At 66.0% G+C, this 26,233-nt stretch carries 21 protein-coding genes and 3 pseudogenes; 10 read left to right on the top strand and 14 right to left on the bottom strand.

The annotated features are described in order from the left end of the window. Positions 1–119 precede the first annotated feature (119 nt). Positions 120–1,016: pseudogene (locus tag OG210_RS33045) on the bottom strand (phage/plasmid primase, P4 family); the annotation flags it as partial. A gap of 66 nt (positions 1,017–1,082) precedes the next feature. Between OG210_RS33045 and OG210_RS33040 the strand changes: the two are divergent. Beyond that, positions 1,083–2,287, top strand: a protein-coding gene (locus OG210_RS33040) for an IS3 family transposase (RefSeq protein ID WP_328330467.1) whose coding sequence is annotated in 2 segments (ribosomal slippage) — positions 1,083–1,374 and positions 1,374–2,287 — 1,206 coding nt in all. Because the reading frame shifts where the segments join, the coding sequence is not laid out codon by codon here. 29 nt (positions 2,288–2,316) lie between these two features. Here OG210_RS33040 and OG210_RS33035 read toward each other — a convergent pair. From OG210_RS33035 to OG210_RS33025, 3 genes and pseudogenes are all read right to left on the bottom strand, one after another. After that, positions 2,317–2,973, bottom strand: a pseudogene (locus tag OG210_RS33035) (DNA primase); the annotation flags it as partial. After that, positions 2,970–4,046 carry a bifunctional DNA primase/polymerase gene (locus tag OG210_RS33030; protein WP_328335927.1) on the bottom strand — a complete coding sequence of 359 codons (1,077 nt, stop codon included), beginning with the start codon at positions 4,044–4,046 and terminating at the stop codon, positions 2,970–2,972. The pseudogene OG210_RS33035 and the gene OG210_RS33030, both read right to left, overlap by 4 nt. A 933-nt stretch (positions 4,047–4,979) precedes the next feature. After that, positions 4,980–5,522, bottom strand: coding sequence for a flavoprotein (locus tag OG210_RS33025; protein WP_328335928.1), 543 nt, complete (start codon positions 5,520–5,522; stop codon positions 4,980–4,982). A gap of 119 nt (positions 5,523–5,641) precedes the next feature. Between OG210_RS33025 and OG210_RS33020 the strand changes: the two genes are divergently transcribed. Then, positions 5,642–6,826, top strand: a complete 1,185-nt coding sequence (locus OG210_RS33020) for a helix-turn-helix transcriptional regulator (protein ID WP_328335929.1) — start codon at positions 5,642–5,644, stop codon at positions 6,824–6,826. A gap of 1,032 nt (positions 6,827–7,858) precedes the next feature. On the opposite strand, the gene OG210_RS33015 is transcribed toward OG210_RS33020, so the two are convergent. The 3 genes and pseudogenes from OG210_RS33015 to OG210_RS33005 all read right to left on the bottom strand — a co-directional run. Beyond that, the gene (locus OG210_RS33015; protein ID WP_328335930.1) at positions 7,859–8,116 is read right to left on the bottom strand and encodes a hypothetical protein; all 258 of its coding nucleotides are present in this window, start codon (positions 8,114–8,116) and stop codon (positions 7,859–7,861) included. Further along, on the bottom strand, positions 8,106–8,336 hold the full coding sequence (locus tag OG210_RS33010) for a hypothetical protein (RefSeq protein WP_328335931.1): 231 nt from the start codon (positions 8,334–8,336) through the stop codon (positions 8,106–8,108). Before OG210_RS33010 ends, OG210_RS33015 begins: the two co-directional genes overlap by 11 nt. Before the next feature lie 302 nt (positions 8,337–8,638). Then, positions 8,639–9,079 (bottom strand): annotated as a pseudogene (locus tag OG210_RS33005) (XRE family transcriptional regulator); the annotation flags it as partial. Between the two features lie 259 nt (positions 9,080–9,338). Here OG210_RS33005 and OG210_RS33000 point away from each other — a divergent pair. Beyond that, entirely contained in the window at positions 9,339–10,541 is a 1,203-nt protein-coding gene (locus OG210_RS33000; protein ID WP_331719778.1) for an IS110 family transposase, read from the top strand. A gap of 58 nt (positions 10,542–10,599) precedes the next feature. Then, positions 10,600–11,801 (top strand): IS3 family transposase gene (locus tag OG210_RS32995; protein ID WP_328335932.1). Its coding sequence is split into 2 segments (ribosomal slippage): positions 10,600–10,831 and positions 10,831–11,801, totalling 1,203 coding nucleotides; the frame shifts between segments, so codons are not numbered across the junction. Positions 11,802–11,879: 78 nt separating this feature from the next. On the opposite strand, the gene OG210_RS32990 is transcribed toward OG210_RS32995, so the two are convergent. Both OG210_RS32990 and OG210_RS32985 read right to left on the bottom strand, forming a co-directional pair. Continuing rightward, positions 11,880–12,656, bottom strand: a complete 777-nt coding sequence (locus OG210_RS32990) for a DUF4097 family beta strand repeat-containing protein (RefSeq protein WP_328335933.1) — start codon at positions 12,654–12,656, stop codon at positions 11,880–11,882. A 139-nt stretch (positions 12,657–12,795) separates the two neighbouring features. Next, positions 12,796–13,293, bottom strand: a complete 498-nt coding sequence (locus tag OG210_RS32985; RefSeq protein ID WP_328335934.1) for a MarR family transcriptional regulator — start codon at positions 13,291–13,293, stop codon at positions 12,796–12,798. 235 nt (positions 13,294–13,528) lie between these two features. On the opposite strand from OG210_RS32985, the gene OG210_RS32980 reads away from it, so the two are divergent. Beyond that, a complete protein-coding gene (locus OG210_RS32980; RefSeq protein ID WP_328335935.1) occupies positions 13,529–15,238 on the top strand; it encodes an MFS transporter in 1,710 nt (569 codons plus the stop codon). 85 nt (positions 15,239–15,323) lie between these two features. Here OG210_RS32980 and OG210_RS32975 read toward each other — a convergent pair whose 3' ends face one another. From OG210_RS32975 to OG210_RS32955, 5 genes are all read right to left on the bottom strand, one after another. Next, positions 15,324–16,112, bottom strand: coding sequence for an SDR family oxidoreductase (locus tag OG210_RS32975; protein ID WP_328335936.1), 789 nt, complete (start codon positions 16,110–16,112; stop codon positions 15,324–15,326). Between the two features lie 552 nt (positions 16,113–16,664). Then, a complete protein-coding gene (locus OG210_RS32970) occupies positions 16,665–18,293 on the bottom strand; it encodes an ISAzo13 family transposase (RefSeq protein WP_328335937.1) in 1,629 nt (542 codons plus the stop codon). An 89-nt stretch (positions 18,294–18,382) separates the two neighbouring features. Next, the gene (locus tag OG210_RS32965) at positions 18,383–19,300 is read right to left on the bottom strand and encodes an IS3 family transposase (RefSeq protein WP_328335938.1); all 918 of its coding nucleotides are present in this window, start codon (positions 19,298–19,300) and stop codon (positions 18,383–18,385) included. Next, on the bottom strand, positions 19,297–19,605 hold the full coding sequence (locus tag OG210_RS32960) for a transposase (RefSeq protein ID WP_328335939.1): 309 nt from the start codon (positions 19,603–19,605) through the stop codon (positions 19,297–19,299). The genes OG210_RS32965 and OG210_RS32960 overlap by 4 nt, the downstream gene beginning before the upstream one ends. Positions 19,606–19,681: 76 nt before the next feature. Then, positions 19,682–20,878, bottom strand: coding sequence for an IS4 family transposase (locus OG210_RS32955; RefSeq protein WP_328335940.1), 1,197 nt, complete (start codon positions 20,876–20,878; stop codon positions 19,682–19,684). 221 nt (positions 20,879–21,099) lie between these two features. On the opposite strand from OG210_RS32955, the gene OG210_RS32950 reads away from it, so the two are divergent. From OG210_RS32950 to OG210_RS32930, 5 genes are all read left to right on the top strand, one after another. Further along, positions 21,100–21,555 carry an anthrone oxygenase family protein gene (locus OG210_RS32950; RefSeq protein WP_328335941.1) on the top strand — a complete coding sequence of 152 codons (456 nt, stop codon included), beginning with the start codon at positions 21,100–21,102 and terminating at the stop codon, positions 21,553–21,555. 38 nt (positions 21,556–21,593) lie between these two features. Then, positions 21,594–22,253 (top strand): class I SAM-dependent methyltransferase, encoded by a 660-nt coding sequence (locus tag OG210_RS32945; RefSeq protein WP_328335942.1) that lies wholly within the window; start codon positions 21,594–21,596, stop codon positions 22,251–22,253. Positions 22,254–22,556: 303 nt separating this feature from the next. Continuing rightward, positions 22,557–24,374 (top strand): BTAD domain-containing putative transcriptional regulator, encoded by a 1,818-nt coding sequence (locus OG210_RS32940; protein ID WP_328335943.1) that lies wholly within the window; start codon positions 22,557–22,559, stop codon positions 24,372–24,374. An 11-nt stretch (positions 24,375–24,385) separates the two neighbouring features. Further along, positions 24,386–25,582, top strand: a complete 1,197-nt coding sequence (locus OG210_RS32935; protein WP_328335944.1) for a cytochrome P450 — start codon at positions 24,386–24,388, stop codon at positions 25,580–25,582. 70 nt (positions 25,583–25,652) lie between these two features. Then, positions 25,653–26,198, top strand: coding sequence for a DUF1707 domain-containing protein (locus OG210_RS32930; protein WP_328335945.1), 546 nt, complete (start codon positions 25,653–25,655; stop codon positions 26,196–26,198). The last annotated feature ends 35 nt before the right edge of the window (positions 26,199–26,233 follow it).

Genomic DNA, 26,233 nt, shown 5'->3' with positions numbered 1-26,233 from the left:
GCCCCTTTTCATTGTGGCCAGCCTCTTGGAGGCCGGGATGGGTGTGGTCAGCACGATCCCGGGTGGCGGCACCGGCTCCATGGTAAGTGTCGACAGCGGGCGCGCCCAGGGCGCGAGAGTCAGTCATGGTCGCTGTGGGGTTCGTCATCGGTGAGCAGTCCGAGGCCGGGGTAGTACTTTTTGCCGCTGGATTTCATCATGTCGGCGGGAGATGCGAGAGAGAGTTCCTGGCGGACCCGGGTGGCGAAGGCACGGGCGGTTGCGGGGCGGATCCCTTCGCCGGCGCTGCACCAGCTGCTGTAGGTCGTGTAGAGCAGGCCTTGCTCTACACGGAGGTCGCCGGTCGCGCGATCGGGGTGGTCGGTGGTGCAGCACTCGGTGAGGAATCGGCCGATATGGTCTTCGGTGGTGGCGTAGGCGGCTGTCGCGGTGCGGACGGTGGCGGGTCCGGCCAGCGGATCGCGGGTGTCCAGGTAGCGCTTGGCGCCTTCGATGAGCCACTGCAGAATGCCGGGGCCCTCGCTCTGAACGAGTTCCTTGGCAAGGTTGTCGATCTTGCGGGATGCGGGTACGACGCGTTCGAAGGGGATCAGTCGGATCCGTCGCCAGAAGGCGTGGCCGCCGGTGCCGACTTCGGGGCGGTGGTTGCCGAGCAGCCAGAGCTTGTGGGTGGGGTTGAAGCTGAAGAAGTCCTGGCGCATGCGGCGGGCCATGATGCGGTCGCCGCCGGTGAGAAGCTTGACCCTGGACTCGTCGAACTTGTCGTTCGGCTTGAGTTCGGAGCAGACGACGATGCGCCGACCGTGAAGCTCGGTGAGCTCAGTGGAGTGCTCGGAGAACTTGCCCTTCTCCATGAGGAAGCCGGGCGGGGCCGCCTGGGCGTAGTCGCCGAGGATCTGCGTCATGACGTCCAGCAGGACGGACTTGCCGTTGGCGCCGGTGCCGTAGAGGAACGGCAGGACCTGGGCTCCGACGTCCCCCGTGACGGAGTAGCCAAGGAGCAGGTGGAGGAAGTTGGGCCTTGACCCCTGATGTTGGACACACGAGACACTGGATCCTGAGGATCTGAGAACGGACATCTCGTGGTGATGAAGAACTATCCGCCGCAGTTCAAGGTGGACGCGGTCGCGCTGTACGAGTCGCGGCCGGAAGCGACGATCAGGTCGGTCGCAGCCGATCTGGGGATCAACCCGGAGACGCTGCGGAACTGGGTTCGGGCAGCCGGGGTGAGCCGTCCCCGAGGACGTCGGACGCAGGAACCCTCTCAGCCGCCGGCCCCGTTGGAGGCGGAGAACGCCGCCCTGCGGAAGAAGGTCCGCGAGCTGGAGGAGGAACGCGAGATCCTGCGCAAAGCGGCGAAGTATTTCGCCGGGGAGACGCGCTGGTGAACCGCTTCCAGTGTGTCGCTGACCTCCAGCGCCGTTACGGCGTGAAGCGGCTCTGCAGCATCCTTGGCGTCAGCCGCTCGAGCTTCTACTACTGGCGCCGGACAGCCACGGACCGGGCCGCCCGGCAGGTGGCCGACGCCCGCCTGGCCGCCCGGATACGGGCGGTGCACCAGGAATCGGACGGCACCTACGGAGCCCCGAGGATCACCGCCGAGCTGCGCGAGGAGAACGGTGCGGCGGTCAACCACAAGCGGGTCGCCAGGATCATGCGGGAGTCGGGAATCGAAGGGGTCCGGTTGCGCCGACGGCACCGCACCACCGTCCCCGATCCGGCTGCGACCAAGGCGCCGGACCTGATCCGCCGCGACTTCACCGCGGACAAGCCGAACACGAAGTACGTCGGCGACATCACTTACCTGCCTATCGAGGGCGGGAAGTTCTGCTATCTGGCGACCGTCATCGACCTCGCCTCGCGCCGTCTGGCCGGCTGGGCGATCGCCGGCCACATGCGCGCGGACCTCGTGACCGACGCCCTGGCCGCGGCGATCCGCACCCGCGGCAGCCTCGCCGGATCGATCATGCACACCGACCACGGAGCCCAGTACACGAGCAGGGCATTCGCCGAAGCATGCAGGTCAGCAGGGGTTCGGCGAAGCATGAGCTCGGTCGGGTCCAGCGCGGACAACGCACTCGCCGAGTCCTTCAACGCGACCTTCAAACGCGAGACCCTACAGGGACGAAAGAGCTGGCCGACCGAGCGCGAGGCCCGCCTCGACGCCTTCCGATGGCTCCACCGCTACAACACCCGACGCCGACACTCCCGCCTCGGACAACGATCACCAATCGACTTCGAGAACGCCTTCCACCGCACACCAACTACGCTGGCACAAGCCGCATAACCCGTGTTCAGGATTCGGGGTCAAGGCCCGTTGATGGTCTCCTCGCCTTTGGCGTCCTCGCCAAAGGTGTCGTGCAGGAAACGGTGCCAGCGGGGGGTGGGCATCATTTCAGGAGCGACGCTGGTGGCCCGGGAGTGCATGTCCGCTTCGGGATCCGGCTTGTGGAGGTTCCCGGTGTGCAGATCAACTACGCCCGCAGGAGTGCACAACGCGTAGGGGTCCCCGTCCAGGACATCAGGATCCAAAGCCAGTGCCGGGGACGCCTTGGCCTGAGTGAGCATCGCCTTGATGCCGGGGGTCGACATCGAACGCCGCCGGTGGGAAGCAAGGTCACGGTCACTGAACTGGCCGCTGGGGTCCGTGGACGGCATCTGCTCAGCCAGGTCACCTGCTGCCCAGACAGCAGCTTTTTCCCCGCCAGTCCGTTTCCACCGGTACTGATCCCAGTGGTACCAGCCAAGACCCTCGACATGACGAAACTGGTCACCGAACATCACCGCGAACAGCTTCGCGTTACCACGGTCGGTGAGCAGCCCTGGGAGCTGACCCGCCGGGAGGGACGGCCCTTGCACCGCTGAGGCGATCTGCTGTGCGGGCAGGCTGGGCGACTCCGCCTGGAATTCGAGAGCGAGCATCTGCTGCGCCGCGGCAGTGGCGTCGAAGCGTGGGATGTCGGCGCTGCTCATGGGCGTCCCTTTAGGTGAAGCGGCCGGGCTGCGCCGGCGGACAGGGCAGAGGCGATGACGGTGAGGCTGTGTCGGCTGCGGTTCGGACGTGCGGCGTCGGCCGCGGTGGTGAGCAGGTCTCGGGCTAGGTCCTCGGTCAGGTGACCGGCGGCGATGAGGCCACCGGCGGTGTATGCGGCGCGGTTCAGTTTTTCGGTGAACGCTGTTCCTTCTGGGGCTGCCGCGCATGCTTCGACCTCGGCAAGGAGCGGCTCCAGGAGCCGGTTGGCGCGGTGCCTGGTTGGTCGGGTTGCTCCGGGGCGGGGCATCGGGACGTGAGCGGGCTGCTTGTTCACTGTGTGGCCGGTGCGCTGGAGCTCTGTTGTCAGCCAGTCGGGGAGAGTTGCCGGGAGTCGTGCTGGGCCGACTGGCGTGTATGTCCCGGCGGATGTGCGTGTTCCGGGGGTGACGATGTAGCCGCCGGTGGAGCGGACGTCGACCTGCCAGGCGAGGGCGACTTTGGGGCTGGATCCGACCGAGGAGCGGTAGCGGGGTCCTTCTGACGGTGTGCGGTACCAGACGTGCAGGCCACCGGACGGAGTTCGTACGCGCAAGGTGGTGGCGTCGTCTGCCGGATTGTTCTGGCCTCGAAGCGCTGCCAGCAGAGCGAGGGTGTCGAACCCAGAAGCAAGACCTGTCAGGTTGACGCTCTCGTGGATGGGAATGCCGGGGAGGAGCCGGTCACGGTGGGGGACTTCAGCGCTATGTGCGTCGATGTCGAGGACGACGAGGTCGGCTGGGCCGCAAGAAACGCCGACGCCGAGTGTGGGGTTCTTGCCCCACCAAGTCTTGAGAAGGTCCGGTTTCGTGGTCGCAGCGTGAAAGCTGTGACACCAGAGTCCAGCGGGGATGCAGGGGCAATCCGATGGGCTGTGGGGCTCGTCTCGGCACGTCGGGCAGTTCCCCGCGGGGGTTTTACGGCCAGTGGCCAGGGGGTGGACGGGCCAGCCGTTAGCTGCACACCAGTAGGCGCTGTCGTAGGGACTGGTGGTTCCCGCCGGCTGGGGGCCACTGGTCTCGTGCTGACGCGCCACGCTGATCGTCCTTGTCGGGGGGCTAACTCCTTATTCGGTCCCTGCGACAAAAGACCAGTTCACAGGCCTGCGACTGCAAGATGAGGGACCGAAGGGACTGAGATTTCCAATCAGTTCAGAGCGTACAACAGCTGCTTCGGCGCTGGTGGAGTCGTTTGCCAAGTTGAGTCCCTTCAGTCCCTGTGACCCTCATGGGAGTTGGGCTGCGCAGAGGCCTGACAGGTTTTACTGGTGGCATCCGGGTCCGGGCGTGTCGGGGCTCGGGGAGTGTCGCAGGAGGTAGGGACCGAAAGACTCACCGCACTTTGGTCCCTCTTCAGTCCCTGCCATAAAAGCGCAGGTCAGAAGGTTCTAGCACGAAAACCAGGGACTGAAGGGACTGAAAACCCCAGTTATGAACAGCTCATGAGGATGTACCTCTGTTACGCGCGGGTGCATACGCACGCACCCGTGATGAACAGAACTGGAAGGTTTGGTCCCTTCAGTCCCTTCAGTCCCGCCACTGAACAGGAAAAAGGGCTCTGAGCTGCAGATTTACCGAGGGACTGAAGCAGAGACCCAAGTGTGGCCGGGGACTCAGTTGCGGGGCTGCCTGCTGCGAGCCGTTGTGCAGGTCGAAGATCTCGTCTGCCAGGTCGGACAGGCCGATATTCCCGGATTAGGCGGCGTAGGTGAACCGGCCCCGACGATGCGATACCAGGTCAGCCTGCGGCGGCGTCAGGCGCCATACTCATTTCATCAGGATGTCCGTAGCCACGGCCGGATCGCTAAGCGGCAGGCCGTGGCTACGCCCTGTATCGCTGCCGCCCACCTCAACGAGCAGCTGCTACATGGTCCTCGCAGACCCGTCAACGCAGGCCTGCGGATGGCCCGGTCCAGGGCCGCGCGAGAGCGCGGCGCGACAAGGGGAGGGGCCGGAGGAAGCCATGCATGTCACGGCCCCGAACTGACCATTGTCTCTACCGCGTCGAGAGCAGTCGCCCACGGGAACGGACGCTTTTCGCCGGGCTCGTTCGGCACGAAGCCGCCCTTCCCATACAGCACTGTCACCCCAGCCCCAGCGAGGGTCTCCACCGAGGTAGCGAATGCCGGGTGCTGCACGTAAGCCGCGTTTACGCACGGCATCGTCACCAGCGGAATCCTCTTCCCGATGCTTTCCGCTGCGACTCCTACGACGAATTTGCTGCTCAGTCCGAGCGCCCACTCGTTGATCGTGTTGAACGTGGCTGGCGCCACCAGGATGACGTCCGCCGTCGGCCACACGTCGGGCTCACCGGGCATCTTGTACTCGGAGCGCACTGGGTGGCCGCTCAGCGCGGCCAGGCCGTCCAGGCTGTTGTCGAGCCAGCGGGCCGCGCTCGGCGTCAACCCCAGGCACACGTCCCAGCTGCGGGCCTGAGCATCCTCGATGACATGGGCGACGTCGAAGACCGGTGGGGCTGCGGAGCCGAACAGGTACAGGGTCCGTGAGGTCATGCCGCTCAGTGGATCACAAGCAATCGCCCCCGAACCGGATGGGTTCGGGGGCGACGCAGAGTCCAGCATGCGGAGGCGCGGGTACCGTTCCAGATGACGAGTCAGGAACGGAGACCAGTATGCCCACACTGGACGATGACCACACGGGTGCCCGCATCAGGGAGCAGAGGAAACTCGCCAGGCTCACCCAGCGCGAGCTGGCCGACCGAATCCCCTACTCCTACAGCCTCCTCAACCAGGTCGAGTGCGGCGCGCGCCCCGCCAGCACAGACTTCGTCGCAGCGGTCTCGCGCGCTCTGAGGATCGACGTCACCGTCCTGACAGGACAGCCCTACGTGACCGAACTCCAGCAGGACCGACTGGCCGAACTGGTCAGGCCCATCCGGGAATCACTTGACCTCTACGACCTCGGCGCTGACCCGGACGTGGCCGTCCGCGCGAATAGCGAGCTCATCGCTGCGGCCAACGCCCTCTGCGAGATGGTCCGGGCGACTCACCTGCGCAATGCGGCACGAGGCCTGCCCGGTGTGATCAGCGAACTGACCACTGCAGCGTACCGGTCGCCGGTCACCGAACTGTGGCAAGCTCTCGCCTCGGCTTACCGGACCGCCCACGACGTGTCCGTGAAGCTCGGCTACTACGACTTGTCCGCCGTGGCCCTCGACCGCATGGACTGGGCCGCCCAGAGGGCATCAGATCCCTGCCTGGCCGCCGTGCGCCAGTACATGCGCGCGCTCGTCTACTTCCGCGAGGGCGAATACCGCATCGGCCAGCGCCTTATCGCCGCAGGACACACCGCAGTCAGCCAAGCCAAGTCGACACGCGAGTCCCTCGCGGTCACTGGCCAACTCCACCTCGGGGCGTCCGTCATCGCAGCCCGAGCGGAAGACTCGGATGCCGTCGAGCGGCACATCGGCGAAGCCACCGCGCTCGCGCAGCGCGTCGGCGACGCATCGAACATTCACTGGCTGTCCTTCGGGCCGACGAACGTCGCCATGCACAAGATGTCGGCAGCAGTCGAAATGCACGAGTACGACGACGCACTCACCCAAGCCCGGCAGATCCGCCTCCCCTCAGGGCTGGCGACCTCCCGGCGGTCTCACTTCCTCATCGACAAGGCCCGCACCGAGATGGAGACCGGTCACGCAGAGGCCGCACTGAGATCCCTGATCACAGCCCGCAAGGCGGCACCCGAACAGACCAGGTACCACCCGGGCGCCCGCGAAACCATCAGCGGCCTCGTCCACATCTCCCGCCGTACCCCTGACACGCTGTCCCACCTGGCCGCCTGGATCGGCCTGTAGACCAGCTCACCGTGCTCACAGATCTGTGAGCACTCCCGCGTCCCCTGGCGGTCACGCTGGACAGAGACCTGATCCACGGCGACTCGGGGTGTGCGCGATGACAGACGACACAGGCAGGGACGACCGGCAACCGGACTGCACCTATTGCCCCGAGCCGGGTGCGGACGTCTGTGTACGTATGGTGCCCTCCGCCAGCGGCCCGGCCCGCAGTGTGTACGCACATAGGCAGTGCGCGGCAGACCACGGCCTGCGCCCGCTCTACGTCCTCACAGGCGTTGCTGCCCCGACAGGACAGGTTTCGTGAACGCCGCACCCGGCCCCGTGGACGTGCCCGGTAGCTACGCCTGTCGGGCCCAGGCGGCCTACACCCTGTACTTGGAGCACGTGACCTGCTGCCGGGACTGCACGCCGGACGCCTTGTGTGACCGCGGCCTCCCGCTTCGAAGCTCCTGCCAGGCTGCACGAACCGCTGCGACTCGCACACGCCAGAAGGAATGACGATGACCGATTGATGGACTGGCTTCGCCGGGTACTGCTGGGCTCCCATCCCGGGCCGGCGGGGATCTGCTGCCTGAACACGGAGTTCCAGCACCGAGGCGACCACGCCCACTGTCCCACCGGCGACCAGTGGACCCGAAGGCCCAGCCAGTGGCAACGACACAAAGCCCCCGGGCACGCTCGTCACACAGCAGCCCGGGTAATGGGTGCGGGTGCTCGACGGCGAGAAAGAATCGGGCACCCGCACTCCATCCCCCGTCCGCCCGTGACCGGCGTTGGCCTATGGGCCTCCAGAGGCTTGAGAGCGGCGAAGAGGCTCACGAATTGAAGGCCATCGGGTGCGCGGCTCGCCGGTGACGGTAGAGGGACTTGCGCACTGTGCCGAAGAGAGGCACCGCGCAGCAGCCGTGTGGCGCTTGGGCCGGCCTCTCGAATGTCATCGCTTTCCGGCAGCCCGACACACCCACAGCAGCAACCGAGCAGCAGACACAGCAGAACCCCGGACCCGATCTGGTCCGGGGCTCTGCTTCGTGTTCAGGCTTCGACGTACGCCACGATCGTGATCGTCTGAAGGGCTGTCACGAAGTAGATGACCCGTACGCCGTCGACCTCGTCCGTGTAGTCGCGCAGCAAGGTGCCGGGCACTTCGGTGCCCAGCTCGAGGTTGACGCTGATCGCGACGATCGCGCGGTCCAGGCGGTGCGTCTCGCTCGCGGTGAGTTTGGAAAGCTGGGTGAGCGCGGGCTCCACCGTGATGACGCGCGAGCGGCGCGGACTGTGCTCAGGCGACACGGGGCTGCTCGTCGGCCAGCCGGGCGAGGTGCGCGTCACGGGCTGTCTCCCAAGGCACTCCGGTCTCGGGCGAGGGGTAGCCGTTGGCCGCGATGTCCTCCAGGACCGAGGCGAGGACGTCCGTCTTGGCCCGCTCGGCGGCCGCGTACGCGCGGGCCGATTCGGCGGCGTGCTCATCGAGGGGCTGGCGGGCGGGCGCTGGGGCCGGCTGCTGGCTCATCCGGGGCTCCTGGGCTGTCATCTGGCGTGTGTCACCACGGTATCGCCGGGGTGGGCCGCCGGACCCCGGTACGGACGAACCGGGGTCCGGCGACGGCTGGGGTCGGTCCCGCCCTGAGGGACGTCTCGACTTTGTTGTCGCCCCGCGCTCATTCGTCTACATCGTCATGGGCGGGTGAACGGGCGCCTGCCCGTCGTTGGGCCGACATCGCGTGAAGGAACATCCTCCCGCGGATACGCGAGCGGGCCCCGGACCGTATCGCGGATGCCGGTGCGCGGCCCGCGGGCTGCTCGGGCTACGGCCTACAGCTCGAACTCCAGGTCCAGCACGTCGTTGATCTGTACTTCATCCAGGGAGCCTGCGCGGCGGCCGCCGTCCTGGAAGTACACCTCCTTGAGTGCTTCGGCGGTGAGTTCGCGCAGTCGGTCATCGCCTTCGCCCCGCTGCTGGGCGTCGAAGAGGCGAGCCGCGTGCTGGGGCGGGAGGGCTACGGTGAGAGGCCGGACACGGTCCTGGTCCGTAGTCCCGATCGGCGCGACGTAACCGAGGCGGGCGTGGACATCGATGACGATGCCGCCGGTGCTCGCCGCCTTCTCCCTCGCCTTGGCCCGGATCTGCGGCTGCCACCGGCCCTTCACCTCGCGCTCCAGGCGTGCGGCGAGGTCCGGGCGGGGTTTTTTGATCTGGTTCTTCACGTACCGCTCCACGGTGCGCTGGGAGATCCGCAGCATCTGTGCGACTGAACCGTTCCGGGTTCGGTAGAGACTCGATTCCGTGAAAGGATTGAGTCATGGCACGTCCCTAAGAATGTGAGGCGGTCCGGGAGGACCGGGTATGGCTGATGGCGCGTTGCCCTCGAGGGCTCGGAAGGAATGGCCGCCCGGTCCTCCGGGACGCTCCGACCACTGATTGAGAACTGCGGTCATCGCTGGTTAGGGACCTGTCGGCGGGGTGTCCTTCGGACCATGTAGTGCTGGTCACGAGGGATACGGAGCGACGGGCTTGAGTACGTCTCACGAGCGGATATGGGTCGGCATCGATGCCGGCGAGGGGCATCACTGGGCTGTGGCCGTCGATGCCGACGGCGAGACGATGTTCTCGACGAAGGTGATCAACGACGAAGCGCAGATCCTCACGCTCATCGACACCGCCCGAGAACGGGCAGGTGAAGTGAGGTGGGCGGTCGATATCTCCGGCCGGGCTTCCACCCTGCTGTTGGCGCTGCTGATCGCGCACGGCCAGGAGGTGGTTTACGTACCTGGACGGACGGTCAACCGCATGTCGGGCGCCTACCGGGGCGAGGGCAAGACCGACGCGAAGGATGCCCGTGTCATCGCCGACCAGGCACGTATGCGCCGGGACTTCGTCCCGTTGGCCACGCCACCGGAGCTGGTCAGCTCTCTTCAGGTGCTGACGCACTACCGGGCCGATCTGATAGCCGACCGGGTCCGTCTGATCAACCGGCTCCGCGACCTGCTGGTGGGCATCTGCCCTGCCTTGGAGCGGGCCTTCGACTACTCCGCAGCCAAGGGTCCGGTCGTGATGCTGACCGAGTACCAGACTCCGGCCGCCCTGCGACGGATCGGCGTCAAGCGGCTGACGACCTGGCTGGAGCGCCGCAAGGTCCGCGGCGCTGAGGCCGTAGCGGCGAAGGCAGTGGAGGCCGCCCAGTCGCAGATGACCGCGCTGCCGGGCGAGAAGCGTGCCGCGAAGCTGGTCTGCGATCTCGCCCACCAGCTTCTGACTCTGGATGAGCGGATCAAGGACAACGACCGGGAGATCCGCGAGACCTTCCGCGCCGACGAACGCGCCCAGATCATCGAGTCGATGCCCGGCATGGGCCCCATCCTGGGCGCGGAGTTCGTCGCCATCGTCGGCGACCTGTCCGGCTACAAGGACGCCGGCCGCCTCGCCTCGCACGCGGGCCTGGCCCCGGTCCCGCGGGACTCCGGCCGCCGCAGCGGCAACTACCACCGCCCCAAGCGCTACAACCGGCGTCTGCGACACATCTTCTACCTGGCCGCGCAGACCGCGATGATGCGGCCTGGCCCCTCCCGGGACTACTACCTCAAGAAACGAGGCGAAGGGCTGTTGCACACCCAGGCCCTGCTCGCGCTGGCCAGGCGACGGGTCGATGTTCTGTGGGCGATGCTGCGTGACAAGAGGCTGTTCACCTCCGCCCCGTCGGTCACGCAGACGGCTTGACTCGGTCATTGAGATTCCTTCCTCCTATCCCGTTGAGCTGCGCAAACGAGCGGTACGTATGGTCGCCGAGGTCCGTGGTGACTATCCGAACGAGTCGGCCGCACTGCGGGCGGTCGCCCAGAAGCTGGGCATCGGTTCGGCCGAGACCCTGCGGAACTGGGTGAAGCGCGATGAGATCGACTCCGGGAAGCGTCCGGGGACGACCACGGAGGAGTCCGCGCAGATCAAGGCGATGAAGAAGGAGATCGCCGAGCTGAAGCGGGCGAACGACATCCTGAAGGCGGCGGCGTCTTTCTTCGCGGCCGAGCTCGACCGGCCACACACACGCTCGTAGCGTTCATCGACGAGCACCGGGCCCGCTTCGGCGGTGTCGAGCCGATCTGCCGCGTGCTTACCGAGCACGACTGCAAGATCGCCCCCTCCACCTATTACGCCCACCACAAACGACTCAAGGCCCCGTCGGTCCGCACCGTCCGCGATGCCGAGCTGAAGCCGCTCATTCAGCAGATCTTCGAGGTCAACTACCGTGTCTACGGGGCCAGGAAGGTCTGGCGTGAGCTGCACCGCCAAGGCCACGTCGTGGCCCGGTGCACCGTCGAACGCCTCATGCGCGAGCTCGGCGTCACCGGCGCCGTCCGCGGAAAGAAGATCATCACCACGACCCCGGACAGCTCCGTCGAGCGGGCACCGGACCTGCTGGACCGCAACTTCGTCGCGCCGGCCCCGAACCGCTGCTGGGTCGCGGATTTCACCCACATCAGCACCTGGTCGGCAGTGGTCTACGTCGCTTTCGTCGTGGACACTTTCTCCCGCAGGATCGTCGGCTGGTCCGCAGCCACATCGAAGGAGACCACGCTTGTCCTGGACGCCCTGGACATGGCCCTGTGGCAACGCGACCGAGACGAACACCCGCACCAGGCAGGCGAGTTGATACATCATTCCGATGCCGGGTCGCAATATACGAGTTTCCGGCTCGCAGAGCACCTGGACGCCGCAGGTATCGCCGCCTCGATCGGCTCGGTCGGCGACGCCTACGACAATGCCCTCATGGAGTCCACGATCGGCCTGTTCAAGACCGAGCTGATCAAACCCGGACGGCCCTGGCGAACCCTTGCCCAGGTCGAACTCGCCACCGCAGAGTGGGCGGACTGGTACTGCCACCGCCGGCTCCACGGTGAAATAGGGCACATCCCACCCGCCGAATACGAGACCAACTACTACCTCGCGAACACGAAACCCCAGGTCACAACCACAACATGAGATCTCTACCAAACCCGGAACGGTTCAGTTTGTGTCTTGTCTGGGGTCGGGGGTCGGGTTTTTTATGTGGGTGCGAGGTTAGTGGGCTGGGTTCGGGTGGTGGTGCAGGTTGTCGCCGTTGAGTAGTGCGACGCGGCCGGAGACGCTACTGGCCCATAGTGAGGCGCTGCCGCTGTTGTTGCCGATGTCGCCTTTGGCTTTGTGGTGTCCTGGCATCTTGACTGGGGTGATTCCGCTGAACTGGCTGGATATTCGTCCGGTGATGGATTCCAGGTGAACCCTGGCGTGAGTTGTGTCTGGTAGGAAGACGCTGATGTCACCTGACACGCTCGACAGTTTCAGTGCACGGGTCGGGCGGGGTGTGGCGTACAGGACGACAGTGCCGGAGACCGACCGGATCTCGACGTCGCCGCTCAGGTTGATGGCGTCCACGTGCCCCGAGGAGGTCTCCACCTCGACCGCGCCGGACAGCTGGTTCAGCGTGGTTCCGCCTTCCCTGTTGTGCACCTGGACTTCGCCCCGGCTGTCGTCGGCCAGTACGTCGGCGGACACGGACCATAAATCGAGATTGCAATCGTGGGGCACTGCAAGGGATATGACGGCATGTTGGGATGGTCGGTGGCGTAGTCGGCCCTTCGCGGCCGGCTGCCGGCTGGTGCGGTGGTGCGCTAGGAAGAGCAGGCCGTCCCGGTGCTGGACGCTGATCGGGTGCTGGTCGATTTCGGACACTTCCAGCGTGACGTTGTCGTCGTCCGTTCCGATCACCTGGATGCGGCCCCTGGCCATGAAGGACCGGACGGTTTCCACCCCCTTTAGTGTCATGCGCCGCGGTCGATCGATCTTTAAGTGCGTCATCGCGCTCCTTCGTTCTCATGGGCCGCACGCCTGATTCGGAGCCGATGAAGCTTCGGTGGGGATATCTCTGACGGGGGGCAGCGGTATCCCCACCGAAGCGGCCAGTGGGCGGTTTCCTTGATCGGTATCGGGTGCGGTGTCAGCTGCAGGCAGCGTGCATACCGGTGCTCTGCTGGAGCTTCGTCGCCTCGTTGTGGGTGGCCTGCGCCGCGAGGTTGACGAAGTCGAGGACCAGTGCCAGCTCGTGGTCGTCGTAGCGGGAGCACAATTCCATCATCGAGTCCGTTATCGAACCGAAGAGTCCGACGACCTTGTCGGGCCCGTTCGGGTTGACAACGATGATCACCTTTCGCCGGTCATTCGGATCCTGTTCCCGGCTCACCAGTCCGGCCTTCTCCAGGCGGTTGACCACTCCGGTGATGGCGCCGGAGGTGAGTCCTGAGACCTCGGCCAGCCGACCTGCGGTGAGCGGCCCGGGGCCGGAGGATGCGAGGTCGAGGCACTTCAAGTCAGTTGGATTGATGCCCAGTCGGTCGGCAATCGCTTGGTGGAACAGGACGGTCTCACCACTGAGGCGGCGCATTTTCCACGAGAGCGCACCGACGAGGTCCTCCCTTGGGGGCAAGCCAGTTGACATGTGTGCTGAAGCCTCCCTAGTATCTTAGCTCGTAAGGTAAGATACTTCATGACGGTCGAGTTCTCAACCGTGCTGCTAGTTCTTCTGGCTCTCCCTGATCCAGGTCCAACCCTGGTCCGGGTGGAGAACCGCTGTTCATCTTGCCGGTGTGGGCCAGCAAGCAATGTGGCTGTCTCGCCCCTGGCTGTTACGCGGTATGGCCGTCCGGACGTGAGCAAGCAACGAGGAGACAGATGTGACTGCAATCGATGTGGAAGTGCCGGCCGGTCCGGGCAGCGGCGTAGCCCAGGGCTCTCGACGGTGGTTGGCGCTCATCGTCTTGCTCCTGGCGAGCTTCATGGACCTCCTCGACGGGACCATCGTGAACGTGGCTATCCCGTCACTGCAGAGGGACCTAGGGACGAGCGACTCCGATGCCCAGTGGGTGGCCTCCGGGTACGCGCTGGCGTTCGCGCTGGTGTTGATCACTGGTAGTCGGCTGGGAGACATCTTCGGCCGTAAGAACCTGTTCATGATCGGCGTGGCTGGTTTCGTGCTCTCCTCGGTCCTCTGCGGAGCGGCCCAGGGTCCCGGGATGCTGATCGGCGCCCGCGTGCTGCAGGGCGCGTTGGCCGCGCTCATGGTGCCGCAGGTGCTCTCCACTCTGATGGCGACTTTCCCGCCCAAGGAAGGGGCCATGGTGGCCGGCATGTTCGGTGGGGTCTCCGGCCTCGCCGTGGTCAGTGGGCCCATGCTCGGTGCGCTGCTGATCAAGGCCGACTTGTTCGGTCTGGAGTGGCGGTCGATCTTCCTCGTGAACATCCCGGTCGGGATCATCGCGCTGGTCGGCGCCGCCCTATACGTGCAGAACACCAAGTCCGAGCATGTGCAACGGGTCGACATCGTGGGCAGTCTGTTGGTCGCGGCAGCCATGCTGCTGCTGGTCTACCCGCTGCTCACGGGGCGAGACCTGGGGTGGCCGGCGTGGACGTACGTGTCCATGGCGATGTCGGTTCCGGTGCTCGCGCTCTTCGCCTTCGTCCAGATCCGCAAAGGCCGCGCCAATAAGTCGCCGCTGGTCGAGATGAGTCTCTTCCGTAAGGTCCCCTTCAATGGTGGGCTGCTCATCGGGTTCCTGTTCTTCGCCGGGCTGATCGGGTTCTTCTTCGTCTTCATGCTGTACCTGCAGATCGGCCGCGGTTTCGAGGTCATGCACGCGGGCCTTACCGCCCTGCCCTGGTCGCTTGGTATGGCGATTGGTTCGGCGGTCTCCGGCGCGGTCCTCGCTCCCAAGCTCGGCCGCAAGCTGCTCAGCATCGGGGCGCTGATCATGTGTGCCGCCTTTATCGGACTCATCCTGACGCTCCACTATGAGGGCACCAACACCTCGTCTTGGCAGATGTTGCCCAGCCTGCTGGCCGCCGGCCTCGGCATGGGGGCCGTTGTCTCCTCGCTGTTCGGTATTGTGCTGGCGGCCGTGGAGCCGCGGGAGATTGGGTCCGCGTCGGGTCTGGTGAACGTCATCACCCAGGTCGGGGCCTCGGCCGGCATCGCGGTCCTCGGCGTCATCTTCTTCTCACTGCTCGGCTCCCAGTCCACCGGTGTCGCGGACCGGGTGGCCCCGCAGCTGAGGGTCGAGATGTCGGCGGTGAACGTACCCGGCACCGTCCAAGACCAAGTGATCGCGACCTTCCGGTCCTGTTACCACGACCGGATGGTGGCGAAGGACCCGTCGCAGAAGCCCGCGAGCTGCAGTGGCGCCAGGTCCGGAGACGGCTCGACTGCCCAGGTGCCGGCCTCTGTCAGTAAGCGGATGGCAACGGTGTTCGAGCACGCCAGCTCCCGGGCGAACGGTGAGAACTTCACCTTGGCCCTCCAGCGCACCTTGTGGTGCGCTACAGGAGCCATGCTGTTGGTCTTCCTGCTCTCCTTCCTTCTTCCGGCCCGGGCGCGGGAGTGGGGGTAAGCACGGGGTGTATTGATCATTGATCGTGGTGGCCAGGACCTTGACGGACCCGGGCCACCACGATCAGCGGCCGTGCCTCGTGGCCTTAACGCCCCCACAGACGTTCGAAGACGCGATAGGACACCGAGCGCGGCAGAATCTTGCTCAGCTTGATGGCCGCCCGGTAGCGCCACCCGGGGATGCAGACCGGCTCCCCGGACCGCACGGCTGCGATCGCCTCGCGGGCCACCTCGTCCCGATCGAGCCAGACGAACTCCGGCAGGCGCCTGCTGCGCATTCCGCCGTGCGCCCCGCCCTCGCCGCGTCGGACGAAACCGGGACAGAGCACTGTGGCGTGGATACCGGACTTGCGTGCCTCGCAGTACAACGACTCCGTCATCGATGTGAGGAAGGCCTTGGTCGCGGCATAGGTCGCGCCCTGGGGCTGGGGGAGGAAGCCGGCAATGGATGAAACGTTGAGGATGCCGCCGTGCCGACGGGGGGTCATTATGGACAGCGCCGCATGGGTCAGCTGCAGCGGTACCAGCACGTTTAGTCTCACCTTCCCCAGCTCGTACTCCAGCGGCTGGTGCGCGAGCGGTCGGGGCGGACGGGAGCCTGAACCGGCGTTGTTGACCAGTAGGTCGATCGGACGGTCAGGGTCGGTCAGCCGCTCGGTGACCGTGGCCAGCTCCTCCGGCACGGTGAGGTCGGCCGTCAGCACCTCGACGGACACCTGGTAGTGGCTACGGAGCTCTTTGGCCAGGCTCTCCAGGCGGTCACCGCGCCTGGCGACCACCACGACATCGATCCCCTGCTCCGCCAGGCGCCGGGTCAGGCTCTGACCGATACCACTGGATGCCCCGGTCACCAGGGCGGATGTGTAGGTCATCATCCCGTGCCACCTCGTCTCTCGCCGGGCGCTCGCCAACCGGTCGACGACGGAGCGCACGCCATTGTTTGGCGATGATGCTGGCCAATGGAGCTAGCGCGATGCTGGACAGGGGAGAGGCGCGGCGAAATCACGGCGAGGCCCCGTCGATTGCGACGAGTCGCCAGGGCGGATGTTATGGGATCCCGCTTGACCGATCACGGCGACGGTCACCAGAACCCGAGCCGTCCACCCACGGTTTTCAGCCAGGTTTGGCCCAATGGTCCTGCTCGACGGCGGGAGGGATCCCTAACCCTGGTACCAGTGATTTAAGGCGGGTCTAAGCCGCATTGGACTCTTGGATGGAGGGGGGCTACGCGCCGTGCGGGGCGACGGTCCCGGCAGGGCCTCAGCCGGATCGAGAGGGTTTCGGGTGTCGCCGAGCTTGATGCCGAAGCCGGACATCGTGCGATTAATGATGCGGCGGTTGGATCGACTTCGGCGGGGCGGGTAGCAGACAGCCGGCTATCTCGCGGATGGCTTCGGTCAGGGAGGTGGCTAAGGGCTTGCAGGTCATTAACACGGTGTCTTGATCTTGATGCTGGTGTCGCCGGTCAGCGCGAGGACCCTGGCATGGAGGACTGCGAGGGACGCGGGTGGGGTCTTCGCGGGCGGGATGGTGATGCCCTGGGCCTCGAGCAGTCTTCTGTTCTTGAGGAGGGTGCGGTGCATGGCCGTGCGGCTGCTGGTGAACAGTACGGCGAGTGGTTCCGCGGCCAGGGCGACCCGCAGGTGGAGCACGGTGGCCAGAACTTGTTCGGGGAGAGTGAGTCGGGGTGGGCGGCCGCGCTGAATGTCCCCGTCGGTAGCCAACATTGCCGTGAGGTTGTCCAGTTGCTGGCGGGGCATCCCGGTCAGTGAAGGATCGGAAAGCAGAGCCTGGTCCCACTGCGTGTCAGCGGCCTGTGGGGATTGTGCCGCCGGGATGGCAGGCCGTTTCTGGGGGTGCAGGGCATAGTTCCAGTCTCCGTGGAAGGCATGCCGGGTCAGCGGCAGAGCGGCCATCTCTGCGTCGCTGATCTTCACCCCGATGGGATAGCTGTTGGTGTCGAGCGCGGCCTTCACGCGCAGTCCGGTGCGGGTGGTGGTCGCTGCGATGCTGTTCACGATTACTTCGTGGCTGGTCAGCGGGCGGCCACGCCAGTTCATAGTGATGTGCGAGAACAACCGGTGCTCGATCTTGTTCCACTTCGACGTGCCGGGCGGCAGATGACACACGGTGATGGTCAGCCCTGTTTCGGCGGCGAGCCGTGCGAGTTCGAGCTTCCAGGCCCGGGTGCGGTAGCCGTTGGATCCGCCCGCGTCGGCGGTGACCAGCAGCCGGGTTGCCCGCGGGTAGGCGTCCTGGCCCTGGCCGTGCCACCAGCGGCGGATCGACTCCACGGCAAACGCAGCGGTGTCGTGATCGGTGCCGACGTTGACCCAGCCGGTGTTCTCCTCGATGTCGTAGACCCCATAGGGGACGGCCTTGCCCAGTTGCGGGTCGGCGAAGTCGTGGACGCCCACCAGTACCGGATCACCCGCCGGCCGCCACTCACGGCCGCCGTTCTTGAACTCTCCGACGAGCTCCTTCTTCTTGGTATCCACGCTGATCACCGGCTGGTCGGCGTCCCGGTATTCGCGGGCCTGCTCGTTGAGATAGCGGAACTGGGCATCGCGATCGCTGTGCTGGCCGCCCTCCAGGGTCTTGGCGTTGGCCTGCAAGCTGAAGCCTTCCTCCCGCAGCAGGTCGGCGACGGTGTCGGCACTGACCTTGTGACCGGCCCGGGACAGCTCCCGGGCAAGGGTGCGTATCGACTTCACCGTCCACCGCAGCGGCGACATCGGATCCCCCCGCTCATCCGGCTCGACCAGCGCCAGCAAGGCCGGACGCAGCCCCGGGTCAAGCTCCGCGACCCGTTTGCGACCTCCGCCCGGCCTTCGTGCCCGACCCAGCGGTGCCTCGCCCGCCTCCAACTCGAACACGCCCCTGCGGACCGTTGTCTCACTGACCGCCGCGGCCTGCGCGACGGCCCGGACACCGCCATGCCCCAGGACCCTGGCCTCTGCGGCCATCAGCAGCCGCCGCTGCCGTTCATCCAGGTGCGGGAACAACACCTCGAACTTCACAGCGAGTTGGTCACGAGTCTCGTCCGGGATGCGCATACCACACCAACGATCCCCGGAACGAGAAGCAACACCTTGATTGCCTGCAAGCCCTTAGTGAGGTTCCCCCGTTGGTCGGGAGTCGCTGATCAGCTGGTCAGAAGGGTTTGACGGGGTTTCAGGTTCGTTCGTTCGGCCGTTGCCTGATCGGCGTAGTGCTTCTCCTCGAACTCGATCGGACTGAGGTAGCCGAGCCGCTTCTGGATGCGCCGGGAGTTGTGAAAGCCGTCGATGTACTCGAACAGCGCCAGGTTCGCCTCGGCCCGGGTGGCGAAGACGCGGCCGCGGACGCACTCCGTCTTGATGATCATCCACAGGTTCTCCGCGAGAGCGTTGTCGTAACTGTCGCCGACGGAGCCCATGGATGCCTGAACTCCCGTGCGCAGTAAGCGAGTTGTGAGCTTGATCGACGTATATTGACAGCCGTGGTCCGCGTGATGAATGAGCTGTCCGGGCTCGACCTCGCGGGAGGCGAGGGCGTACTCAAGCGTGGTCAGGACCAGGTCGGCGTCCGCGCGGGCGGAGGTCTCCCACGCCACCACCCGGCGGGAGAAGGCGTCGCGGATCGCGGACAGCCACAGGGGACCCTCGCCGGTGGAGATCATCGTCAGGTCGGTGACCCACAGCCGGTTTGGTGCCGGTGCGGTGAAGTCCCGGTTGACCAGGTCCGGGGCCAGGGTGGCCTTCGGGTCGCGGCGCGTGAAGCCGCCCCGGCGCGGGCTGACGCCCGCCAGGCCGTCCTCGCGCATCAGCCGCTCGACCCGCTTGCGCCCGACGCGCACGCCCTCGCGTTTGAGGACGGCGTGCACACGCGGCGATCCGTAGATGCCGCCGGAGTCGCCGTGGATCTCGCGGATCTGCCCGGTCAGCTCGGCGTCCCGGCGCTGCCGTTCGCACGGTTCGCGCTCAGCGCGGCGCCAGCGGTAGTAGGTGGAGGAGGGGATGGAAAGTTCCCGGAGTACGCACTCGACCCCCAGGCGGGGATGCTCGTCAACGAGCGCCGTCACCTGGGCCGGGTCGGGTCGAGCTGCGCCGCGAAAAACGCGGAGGCCGTCCGCAGGACGTCGTTGGCCCGCTTGAGCTGGACGTTCTCCTTGCGCAGGGCCACGAGCTCGGCGCGTTCGTCGGTGGTGAGCCGGTCGTAGCGTTCGCCGGCGTCCGCCTCGGCCTGGCGGATCCACCCGCGTAGGGCCTCGGGATGCACACCGAGATCGACGGCCAGCTTCTTGATCTGGGGCTTCGGCTCGGAGGCGCGGTACATCCGAACCGCACGCTCACGCAACTCAAGCGAGTATTTCCGGGGTGCAGCCATGGTCACAGGTCCTCTCATGAGTCCCATCTGACCCTCTGTCAACATCCTCCGCATCTCGGGGGAACCTCATAGGTACTCAAGAGGGAAAGGCTGTCTGCGCGGTGATGTGGCGGCGAGCTAGGCGGATGCTGCGGGTGAAGGAGAGCTCTGCGTCGAGTTGGGCGGCGCATGCCGTGTTGTACATGAGCCTGCGGATGGCGTAGTGGATCAGTAGGTGGCCCCAGACTTCCTGCTCGACACCGTCTGGTGAGCGGGAGCGAAGGACCTGGGCGAGGCCGCGTTGATGGGTTTTCAGCTCGTCCAGAGTGGTCTCAATCCCCCGCTGTTCTTGATAAAGGGCGGCCAGGTCGGCGGCCGGGGCGGCCCTGGGATCGAGGATCGTGGTGATCAGTCGGTAAAGAGCGTCCTGTTCGGGCAGGCCCGGGCCCTGAAGGGTGTATTCGACGACGCGCACGGTCAAGGGGCTGGTGCGATCCTTCGCGGCAACGACCTCTGACAGGTACGAGCCGTCAGTCAGTTCCTCCCGGACCGGCAAAGTCTGATGCGAACGAATCCGCCACAGCAGGTCAGCCCCGCCGGCCGAGGCCGCCTGCCCAAGCTCCACTCCGGTGAACCCTCGATCGGCCAGCAGTAGATCCCCCTCGCCGAGATAGCTGAACAGGCCGCGCGCCAGCGCTGGTTCGGATGATGAAAGAGGTCCCAGGGCGGCGGCGGTGATGGCGTGGGTGCCGCACTCGGTCAGCGCCACCATCCGCACTTGCGGATATGTGCACCGCTCGGTGTGATGAGTGTTCGGCCGCCCGAAGTGCGCGGCGTTCTGTTCGCTGTCCGGCACGTCGAAGACCGTGCCGTCGATCGCGACCAGCCGCCAGCGCCGGTAGAAGGCACCCGGGGTCTGCGAGACCGCCAACGGTTGGGCGACCTCGGAAAACAGTGCTCGCATCGGCTCCGGCCCCAGCTTCACCCGCGCCCGCGAAATTGCCGCCGTGCTCGGCACTTGCCACGACCCAGGCCTGTGTTTCGCCCAGTTCAGGCCTTGTGTGAGCAGCCGGGCGACTTCCTCGTACCCCTGCCCCGGGAACAGGCACATCGCGAGCACCAGGTAGACCACCACCCGCGGAGGCAGCAGCCGATTACGCTGCCCCTCCCGTCCACATCGGGCTACCACTCGATCGACCAGCTCCGGTGGAAACGTACGCATCAGCAGCCCGACCGCGATCCGGTCCGACAACCGCTCATCGGTCTCCGGCTTGACCTGCCCAGGGCGTGGCATCCAGGCACCTCCTGAACGAGCACTCTATCGGTCAAGATTCTTAAGTCACTGCCATTGCGTTAACTCAATGGCATCGAAACAGTTCAGATTGGCTTGAACCCTTCTGTTCCTCCACCACGCGTCCATTGAGCTGCTAGCGCGTTTACCGAGCATCGGGCAGGTCGCAGGACTGCGGGACCTCTTCGAGTAGGAAGAGGAGTGAGTGAGAGAGGGAAACTCCAGTGGCCCAATTTGTCGGAGTCGTTGTACTGATCGGCAGCGGCCTAATAGCCGGAGTGTTCTTCGCGGTGGCCGTCAGCGTTCTACCGGCTCTGAACGCGATGACACCGGACCGCTATCTGCAGGCCCATTCTCTGCTGGGCAAGGGGTATCACCCCGCCATGCCGCTGTTGGTCAATGCGACCTTGGTGGCAGACATCGTGCTGGCCGTGGCAGCACCGTCCGCGGCCATCCGCTACCTGCTGGTCACGTCGATCGTCGGGATCGTGGTGGTGGAGGCGGTTTCCCACCTCTGCAACGTGCCCCTGAACAAGGTGGTTAGGGGCACAGACGCCGGTTCCGTTCCGGCCAACTGGCAGGATCCCCGACCCAGATGGCGCATGTGGCACGTGATCAGGACCGTTGCGGCGCTCGTGGTCCTGCTGCTCAACAGCCTCGCAATCACGCTCGCCAACTGACGGCGCCACGCCGTGCCGGCGCTGGCACGACCTCACACATGGGCAACACTCCGTCGAAGGGAACTTTGATGAGACCGTGGTTTTACACATGGCTGTACAAGCGAGGAGCTGCGTGGGAGCGCGTCGGCGTCAGCCCCGAGTTGCGCGAGCTCTTCGCCGAGGGGCGCATCAAGGCCCCGTCGCAGTCCGAAGGCCGTCCACGCGCCGTTGACCTGGGCTGCGGCACCGGATCCAACGCGGTGTTCCTGGCTCAGAATGGCTTCGACGTCGTGGGAGTCGACTTCACCGAGTTCGCCCTGAAGCGGGCCCGCGTGCGGGCCCGTGAGGCGGGCGTCGGACAGCACTGCCAATTCATCAACGGAGACCTCTCGGCGGCGGAGATTCCAGGTGTTGTCGGGCCGTTCGACCTGCTGGTTGACTACGGGACCCTGGACGACACCACCGGTCCCGTGAAGCACGGCATGGTGAACTCCGTGTTGCGGCTCTCGCGTCCCGGGTCGCAGTTCTTCCACTGGTGTTTCGCGGCGGACAAGAAGGACCTGCCATGGGTGGCTCGCAAGAGAATGTCCAGGCTTCTTCACACGGTTATGACGCCGGGAGAATCGCAGCGTCTTTTTGGCCATGCCTTCGACGTGGAAAAGCTCCCTGATCCGCCCAGGCCCGCGCATGCAGCCTGCTTTCTCATGGTGCGTCGCTGAAGCCGGCGGGATCAGGCTAGGCGTGATCTGGTGAGCGGTTCGATGGGTTCACGAGGCTGCGCCGCGAACGAATGCAAAACCAGGCCAGGAATAATTGGAAAAGAAAGTTGGGGCCCTCTGGGGGTAGTCGCCGACAATTGGTGCAAGTGTGTGTCAGTACTACGGGATATCTGACGTCTGGGTTTTCATGATGTGGCCGGTTCCCGTCGGCGTTATCGGCTGGGAACACGCGTATGTTGCAGTGAAATAGCATTCGAAGCTCAACCGACGGGGGTCCGCATGCGATTCGGTATTCTTGGGAGTATGGAAGTGTACGACGGAGAGCAGCTGGTCACTCCGACGTCGCCGAAATTACGTCACGTACTGGCCGCTCTGCTTCTCCACGCAAATCGGCCGGTCCGGCCCGAGTCGCTGATCGAAGAACTGTGGCTGCACGAACCGCCGGCGACGGCTGCCACCACGCTCCAGACCTACATCTACCGGCTCCGGAAGAAGCTCGGCCTGTACGAGGGGGTTGGTGAGCGGGAGATCCTGGTCACGGTCAACTCGAGCTATCTCTTGCGGGCCAAGGCGGAGCAGCTCGACATGACCCTGTTCGAGCAGCTTTCCAGGCTCGGGCAGGACGCGCTCCAGAACGGCAAGCCGGAGCAGGCGTCTTCACTGCTCGGCGAGGCCTTGTCCTTATGGCGCGGAAACATGCTGGAAGGCGTGCCGGTCGGTCCGCTGCTGGAGACGCACCTGGTGCGCTTCGAGGAGGCCCGGCTGCGCGCACACGAGATGCGGGTCGAGGCGGGGCTGCAGCTGGGACGGCACCGTGAAATGATTGCCGAGCTTCGGTCGCTGATTGTCAGTCACCCCCTCCACGAGGGGTTCCCCGCCCAATCCATGCTGGCCCTCTACCGTTCAGGCCGCCGCCTGGAGGCGCTGGAGGTCTACAGTTCGCTGCGCCGTCGGCTCGTGACCGAACTGGGGCTGGACCCGTCGGGCGAGTTGGTGGGGTTGCATCGGGCCATCCTCAGTGCCGATCCGTCCCTGAACCTCCCAGGCGGAGAGCGGAAGGTCGTCCGGCTGAACAGCGGACCGGCCCCAAAGGCCGATCTGGCCGTTCACAAGGGTCTGGCCGCGCAGCTGGAAGCGTTGTTGCGAACGGCTGCCGACCGGCCCCGGTACTGGGACGGCACACCGTCTGTGGTCTCCCTCCACGGCATGCCCGGCGTGGGGAAGAGCACCTTGGCGCTGCACACAGCGCATGAGTTGCGCCCGCTGTTCCCGGACGGTCAACTCTACGTCGACCTTCGCGACCAACACGGTCGGCCGCTGCCTCCCGCCGAGGCTGTCGACGGACTCCTGCGGGGGATCGGACTGCAGCCCGATCTGTCCGACCGGCTGGAGCCCCGCACGGAGCAGTTCCGCGCCTGGAGCGCGGACCGCAGGGTACTGGTCGTCCTGGACAACGCGGTGTCCGCCGAGCAGGCACTGCCGCTGCTGCCCAGCGGACCGGAGTGCGCGACCATCCTGATCAGCGGGGCGCACCTGGCCGGACTGGGCGAGGAGATAGCGCTCGAACTCTCGCTGCCCTCTTTCGAGGAGGGCATCCAGCTACTCGAGTCACTGCTCCCGGCCGGACAGGTGTCGCAGGACCGGCAGCATGCCGAGAAGGTTGTCCGGCTGTGCGGCCGCTTGCCGGCCGCGATCTGTGCGGCCGCGACCCAGCTCGGTTCGAGACCCCAGTGGCGGCTGTGTGACCTCGCCGACTGGCTGGCCGATTCGGCGGGCCGGCTGAGCACCCTCATGCCACCGGACGCGAGCCTGCGCAAGGCTTTCGAGCTCAGCTGCCGGACGTTCGGACACAGCGGTCAGCGGATCTTTGAGCGACTGGCAGTGCTTCCCGAGACGTTCACCCGTGAGGAGCTTCTGGGCGGTGGCGACGATGTGGATGGTGCACTGAAGCACTTGGTGGAATCCCGGCTGGTGGAGCGGGTCATCCGGATCGAGGACGGCAGTTATCGACCGGCTTTTTGCTGTCATGAACTGGTAAGGCTGTATGCGCAGGAACGTCGGCGCGCGGCCATGCTGCGGCGTTTCGCGACTGCGCAGTGCCGGGTGACGGCCTGTAGATGATGGAGCGACTGATGGACCAATACAGCGCCCTGCCCTTCCCGTTCCAGCGCCCGGGGGCGCTGGGGATAGCCGAGGAGTGGGAGCGGCTACGAGGCTCATGTCCGGTCGCCCGCGTCGGTTTCACGACCGGGGACAGCGGTTGGCTGGTCACCCGGTACGAGGACGTGCGCACTGTGCTGACCGACGCACGCTTCAGCCGTGCGGCCGCGGCACTTCCGGACGCGCCGCGGATGCGGCCGCTGCCCGCCGACGCGGCGACCATCCTGTCGATGGACCCGCCCGAGCACACCCGGCTGCACAAGCTCGTGGCACGAGCCTTCGGGAAGAAGCAGATCGAGCGGCTACGCCCGTTCGTCGAGCAGGTCACCCAGGAGCTGCTGGCCGCCATGGAGCAGGCTGGCCCGTCGGCCGATCTGGTGGCCGACCTCGGGCTGCCCCTGCCAGTCGCCGTCATCTGCCAGCTGCTCGGCGTGCCCTTCGCCGACCGTAACCGGTTCTGCCGGTGGGCCGACGTGATGCTCAGCCTCGGCACCCACACCCCCGACCAAGTCAGGGCTGCGCGCTCGGAGCTGGCCGGCTACCTGGGGGAGCTGATCGCGGTCAAGCGCCAGGCGGAGGGCGACGACGATTTGCTGAGCATGCTGATCGGCGCCAGCGAGGCCGGCGACCAGCTGAGCGAGCACGAACTCGTGGTCTTCGGTGTCACTCTGCTGATCGCCGGCTACCACACGACGTCGAGCACCTTCGCCAACGGAGCTCTGCAACTCCTGCGCCACCCGGAGCTGACCGCGAGCATCGCGGGCAACCCCGAGCGGATCCAGGCTACGGTCGAGGAGATCCTGCGGTACAGCACCGCCGGCGTCAACGGTGGAACGATCAGGGTTGCCACCGAGGACGTCGAACTGGGCGGGGTCCTGGTGCGGGCGGGCGAGGCGGTGTTGCCCGCGATCACCTCGGCGAACCGGGACGAGACGGTCTTCGCGAACGCCGCCGACTTCGATCCCGACCGCGACCACAACCCCCACCTGGCCTTCGGGCTCGGGGCGCACTATTGCCTCGGCTCCCAACTGGCCCGGCTGGAGTTGACGGTGGTCATCGACGGGCTGCTGCGCCGGTTCCCCAAGCTGCGCCTCGCCGTGCCGGAGGAGGAGCTGAGCTGTACTGCGGGCGTCATCCAGAGCCTGACCGCACTGCCGGTCACCTGGTGACCGCGATATCATGAAAATGATCAACTAGGTTACAGGCGTGGTGATATGAGCAGGAAGAGAGGTGCTGATCGTGGCTGACGATCTGCAACGCCAGTCTGTGCCAAGGCCGGTTAGGGTCTCTGAGGCAGAACGCGAGCGGGTTGCCGAGCAGTTGCAGGCCGCGGTCGGCGAGGGGCGCATCTCACTGGCCGAGCTCGACCAGCGGCTTTCCCTGGTCTACTCGGCCGACACCAGGCTGGAGGTCGACGCTGTCATGGCCGACCTGCCGTTCGCCCGTCCGCTGGAGGCGCTTGAGGTCCACCGGGTCAAGGCTTTCACGCGGATCGATGGTCGCTGGGAGGTGCCGGCGTTCCTGACCGTCGGCTGCTACGACGCGGTGACCCGGATCGACTTTCGCCAGGCGTCCATCGGGCACCCGGCAGTCCGCATCGCCTTGTCCGCCGCCAAGAGCATCGTCCGTCTTCAGCTGCCCCCCGGGGCATCGGTCTCGGTCCACGGATTGGCGGTCCACAAGGGTCTCATCCGCAACCGGATGGCCGACCGGAGCGGTCTCCCCGGCGGTACCGAGTTCACGATCACCGGCCATCTGACGAAGGCGCTGCTGTTCCTCAGATGACATCCCGCGCCGCCATAGGCCGGCAGACAGTTCGG

Origin of the sequence: Streptomyces sp. NBC_00466, assembly GCF_041433995.1 — a bacterium.
GTDB lineage: Bacteria > Actinomycetota > Actinomycetes > Streptomycetales > Streptomycetaceae > Streptomyces.
Note: the sequence above shows the minus strand (reverse complement) of the source record. Positions and strands in the feature narration are given on the sequence as shown.

Excerpts from the sequence above, each read along its gene's own strand:
- OG210_RS33025 (WP_328335928.1), bottom strand. The coding sequence starts at position 5,522 with ATGACCTCACGGACCCTGTACCTGTTCGGCTCCGCAGCCCCACCGGTC.
- OG210_RS33020 (WP_328335929.1), top strand. The coding sequence starts at position 5,642 with ATGCCCACACTGGACGATGACCACACGGGTGCCCGCATCAGGGAGCAG.
- OG210_RS33010 (WP_328335931.1), bottom strand. The coding sequence starts at position 8,336 with ATGAGCCAGCAGCCGGCCCCAGCGCCCGCCCGCCAGCCCCTCGATGAG.
- OG210_RS32990 (WP_328335933.1), bottom strand. The coding sequence starts at position 12,656 with ATGACGCACTTAAAGATCGATCGACCGCGGCGCATGACACTAAAGGGG.
- OG210_RS32985 (WP_328335934.1), bottom strand. The coding sequence starts at position 13,293 with ATGTCAACTGGCTTGCCCCCAAGGGAGGACCTCGTCGGTGCGCTCTCG.
- OG210_RS32975 (WP_328335936.1), bottom strand. The coding sequence starts at position 16,112 with ATGATGACCTACACATCCGCCCTGGTGACCGGGGCATCCAGTGGTATC.
- OG210_RS32970 (WP_328335937.1), bottom strand. The coding sequence starts at position 18,293 with ATGCGCATCCCGGACGAGACTCGTGACCAACTCGCTGTGAAGTTCGAG.
- OG210_RS32960 (WP_328335939.1), bottom strand. The coding sequence starts at position 19,605 with ATGGCTGCACCCCGGAAATACTCGCTTGAGTTGCGTGAGCGTGCGGTT.
- OG210_RS32955 (WP_328335940.1), bottom strand. The coding sequence starts at position 20,878 with ATGCCACGCCCTGGGCAGGTCAAGCCGGAGACCGATGAGCGGTTGTCG.
- OG210_RS32945 (WP_328335942.1), top strand. The coding sequence starts at position 21,594 with ATGGGCAACACTCCGTCGAAGGGAACTTTGATGAGACCGTGGTTTTAC.
- OG210_RS32940 (WP_328335943.1), top strand. The coding sequence starts at position 22,557 with ATGGAAGTGTACGACGGAGAGCAGCTGGTCACTCCGACGTCGCCGAAA.
- OG210_RS32935 (WP_328335944.1), top strand. The coding sequence starts at position 24,386 with ATGGACCAATACAGCGCCCTGCCCTTCCCGTTCCAGCGCCCGGGGGCG.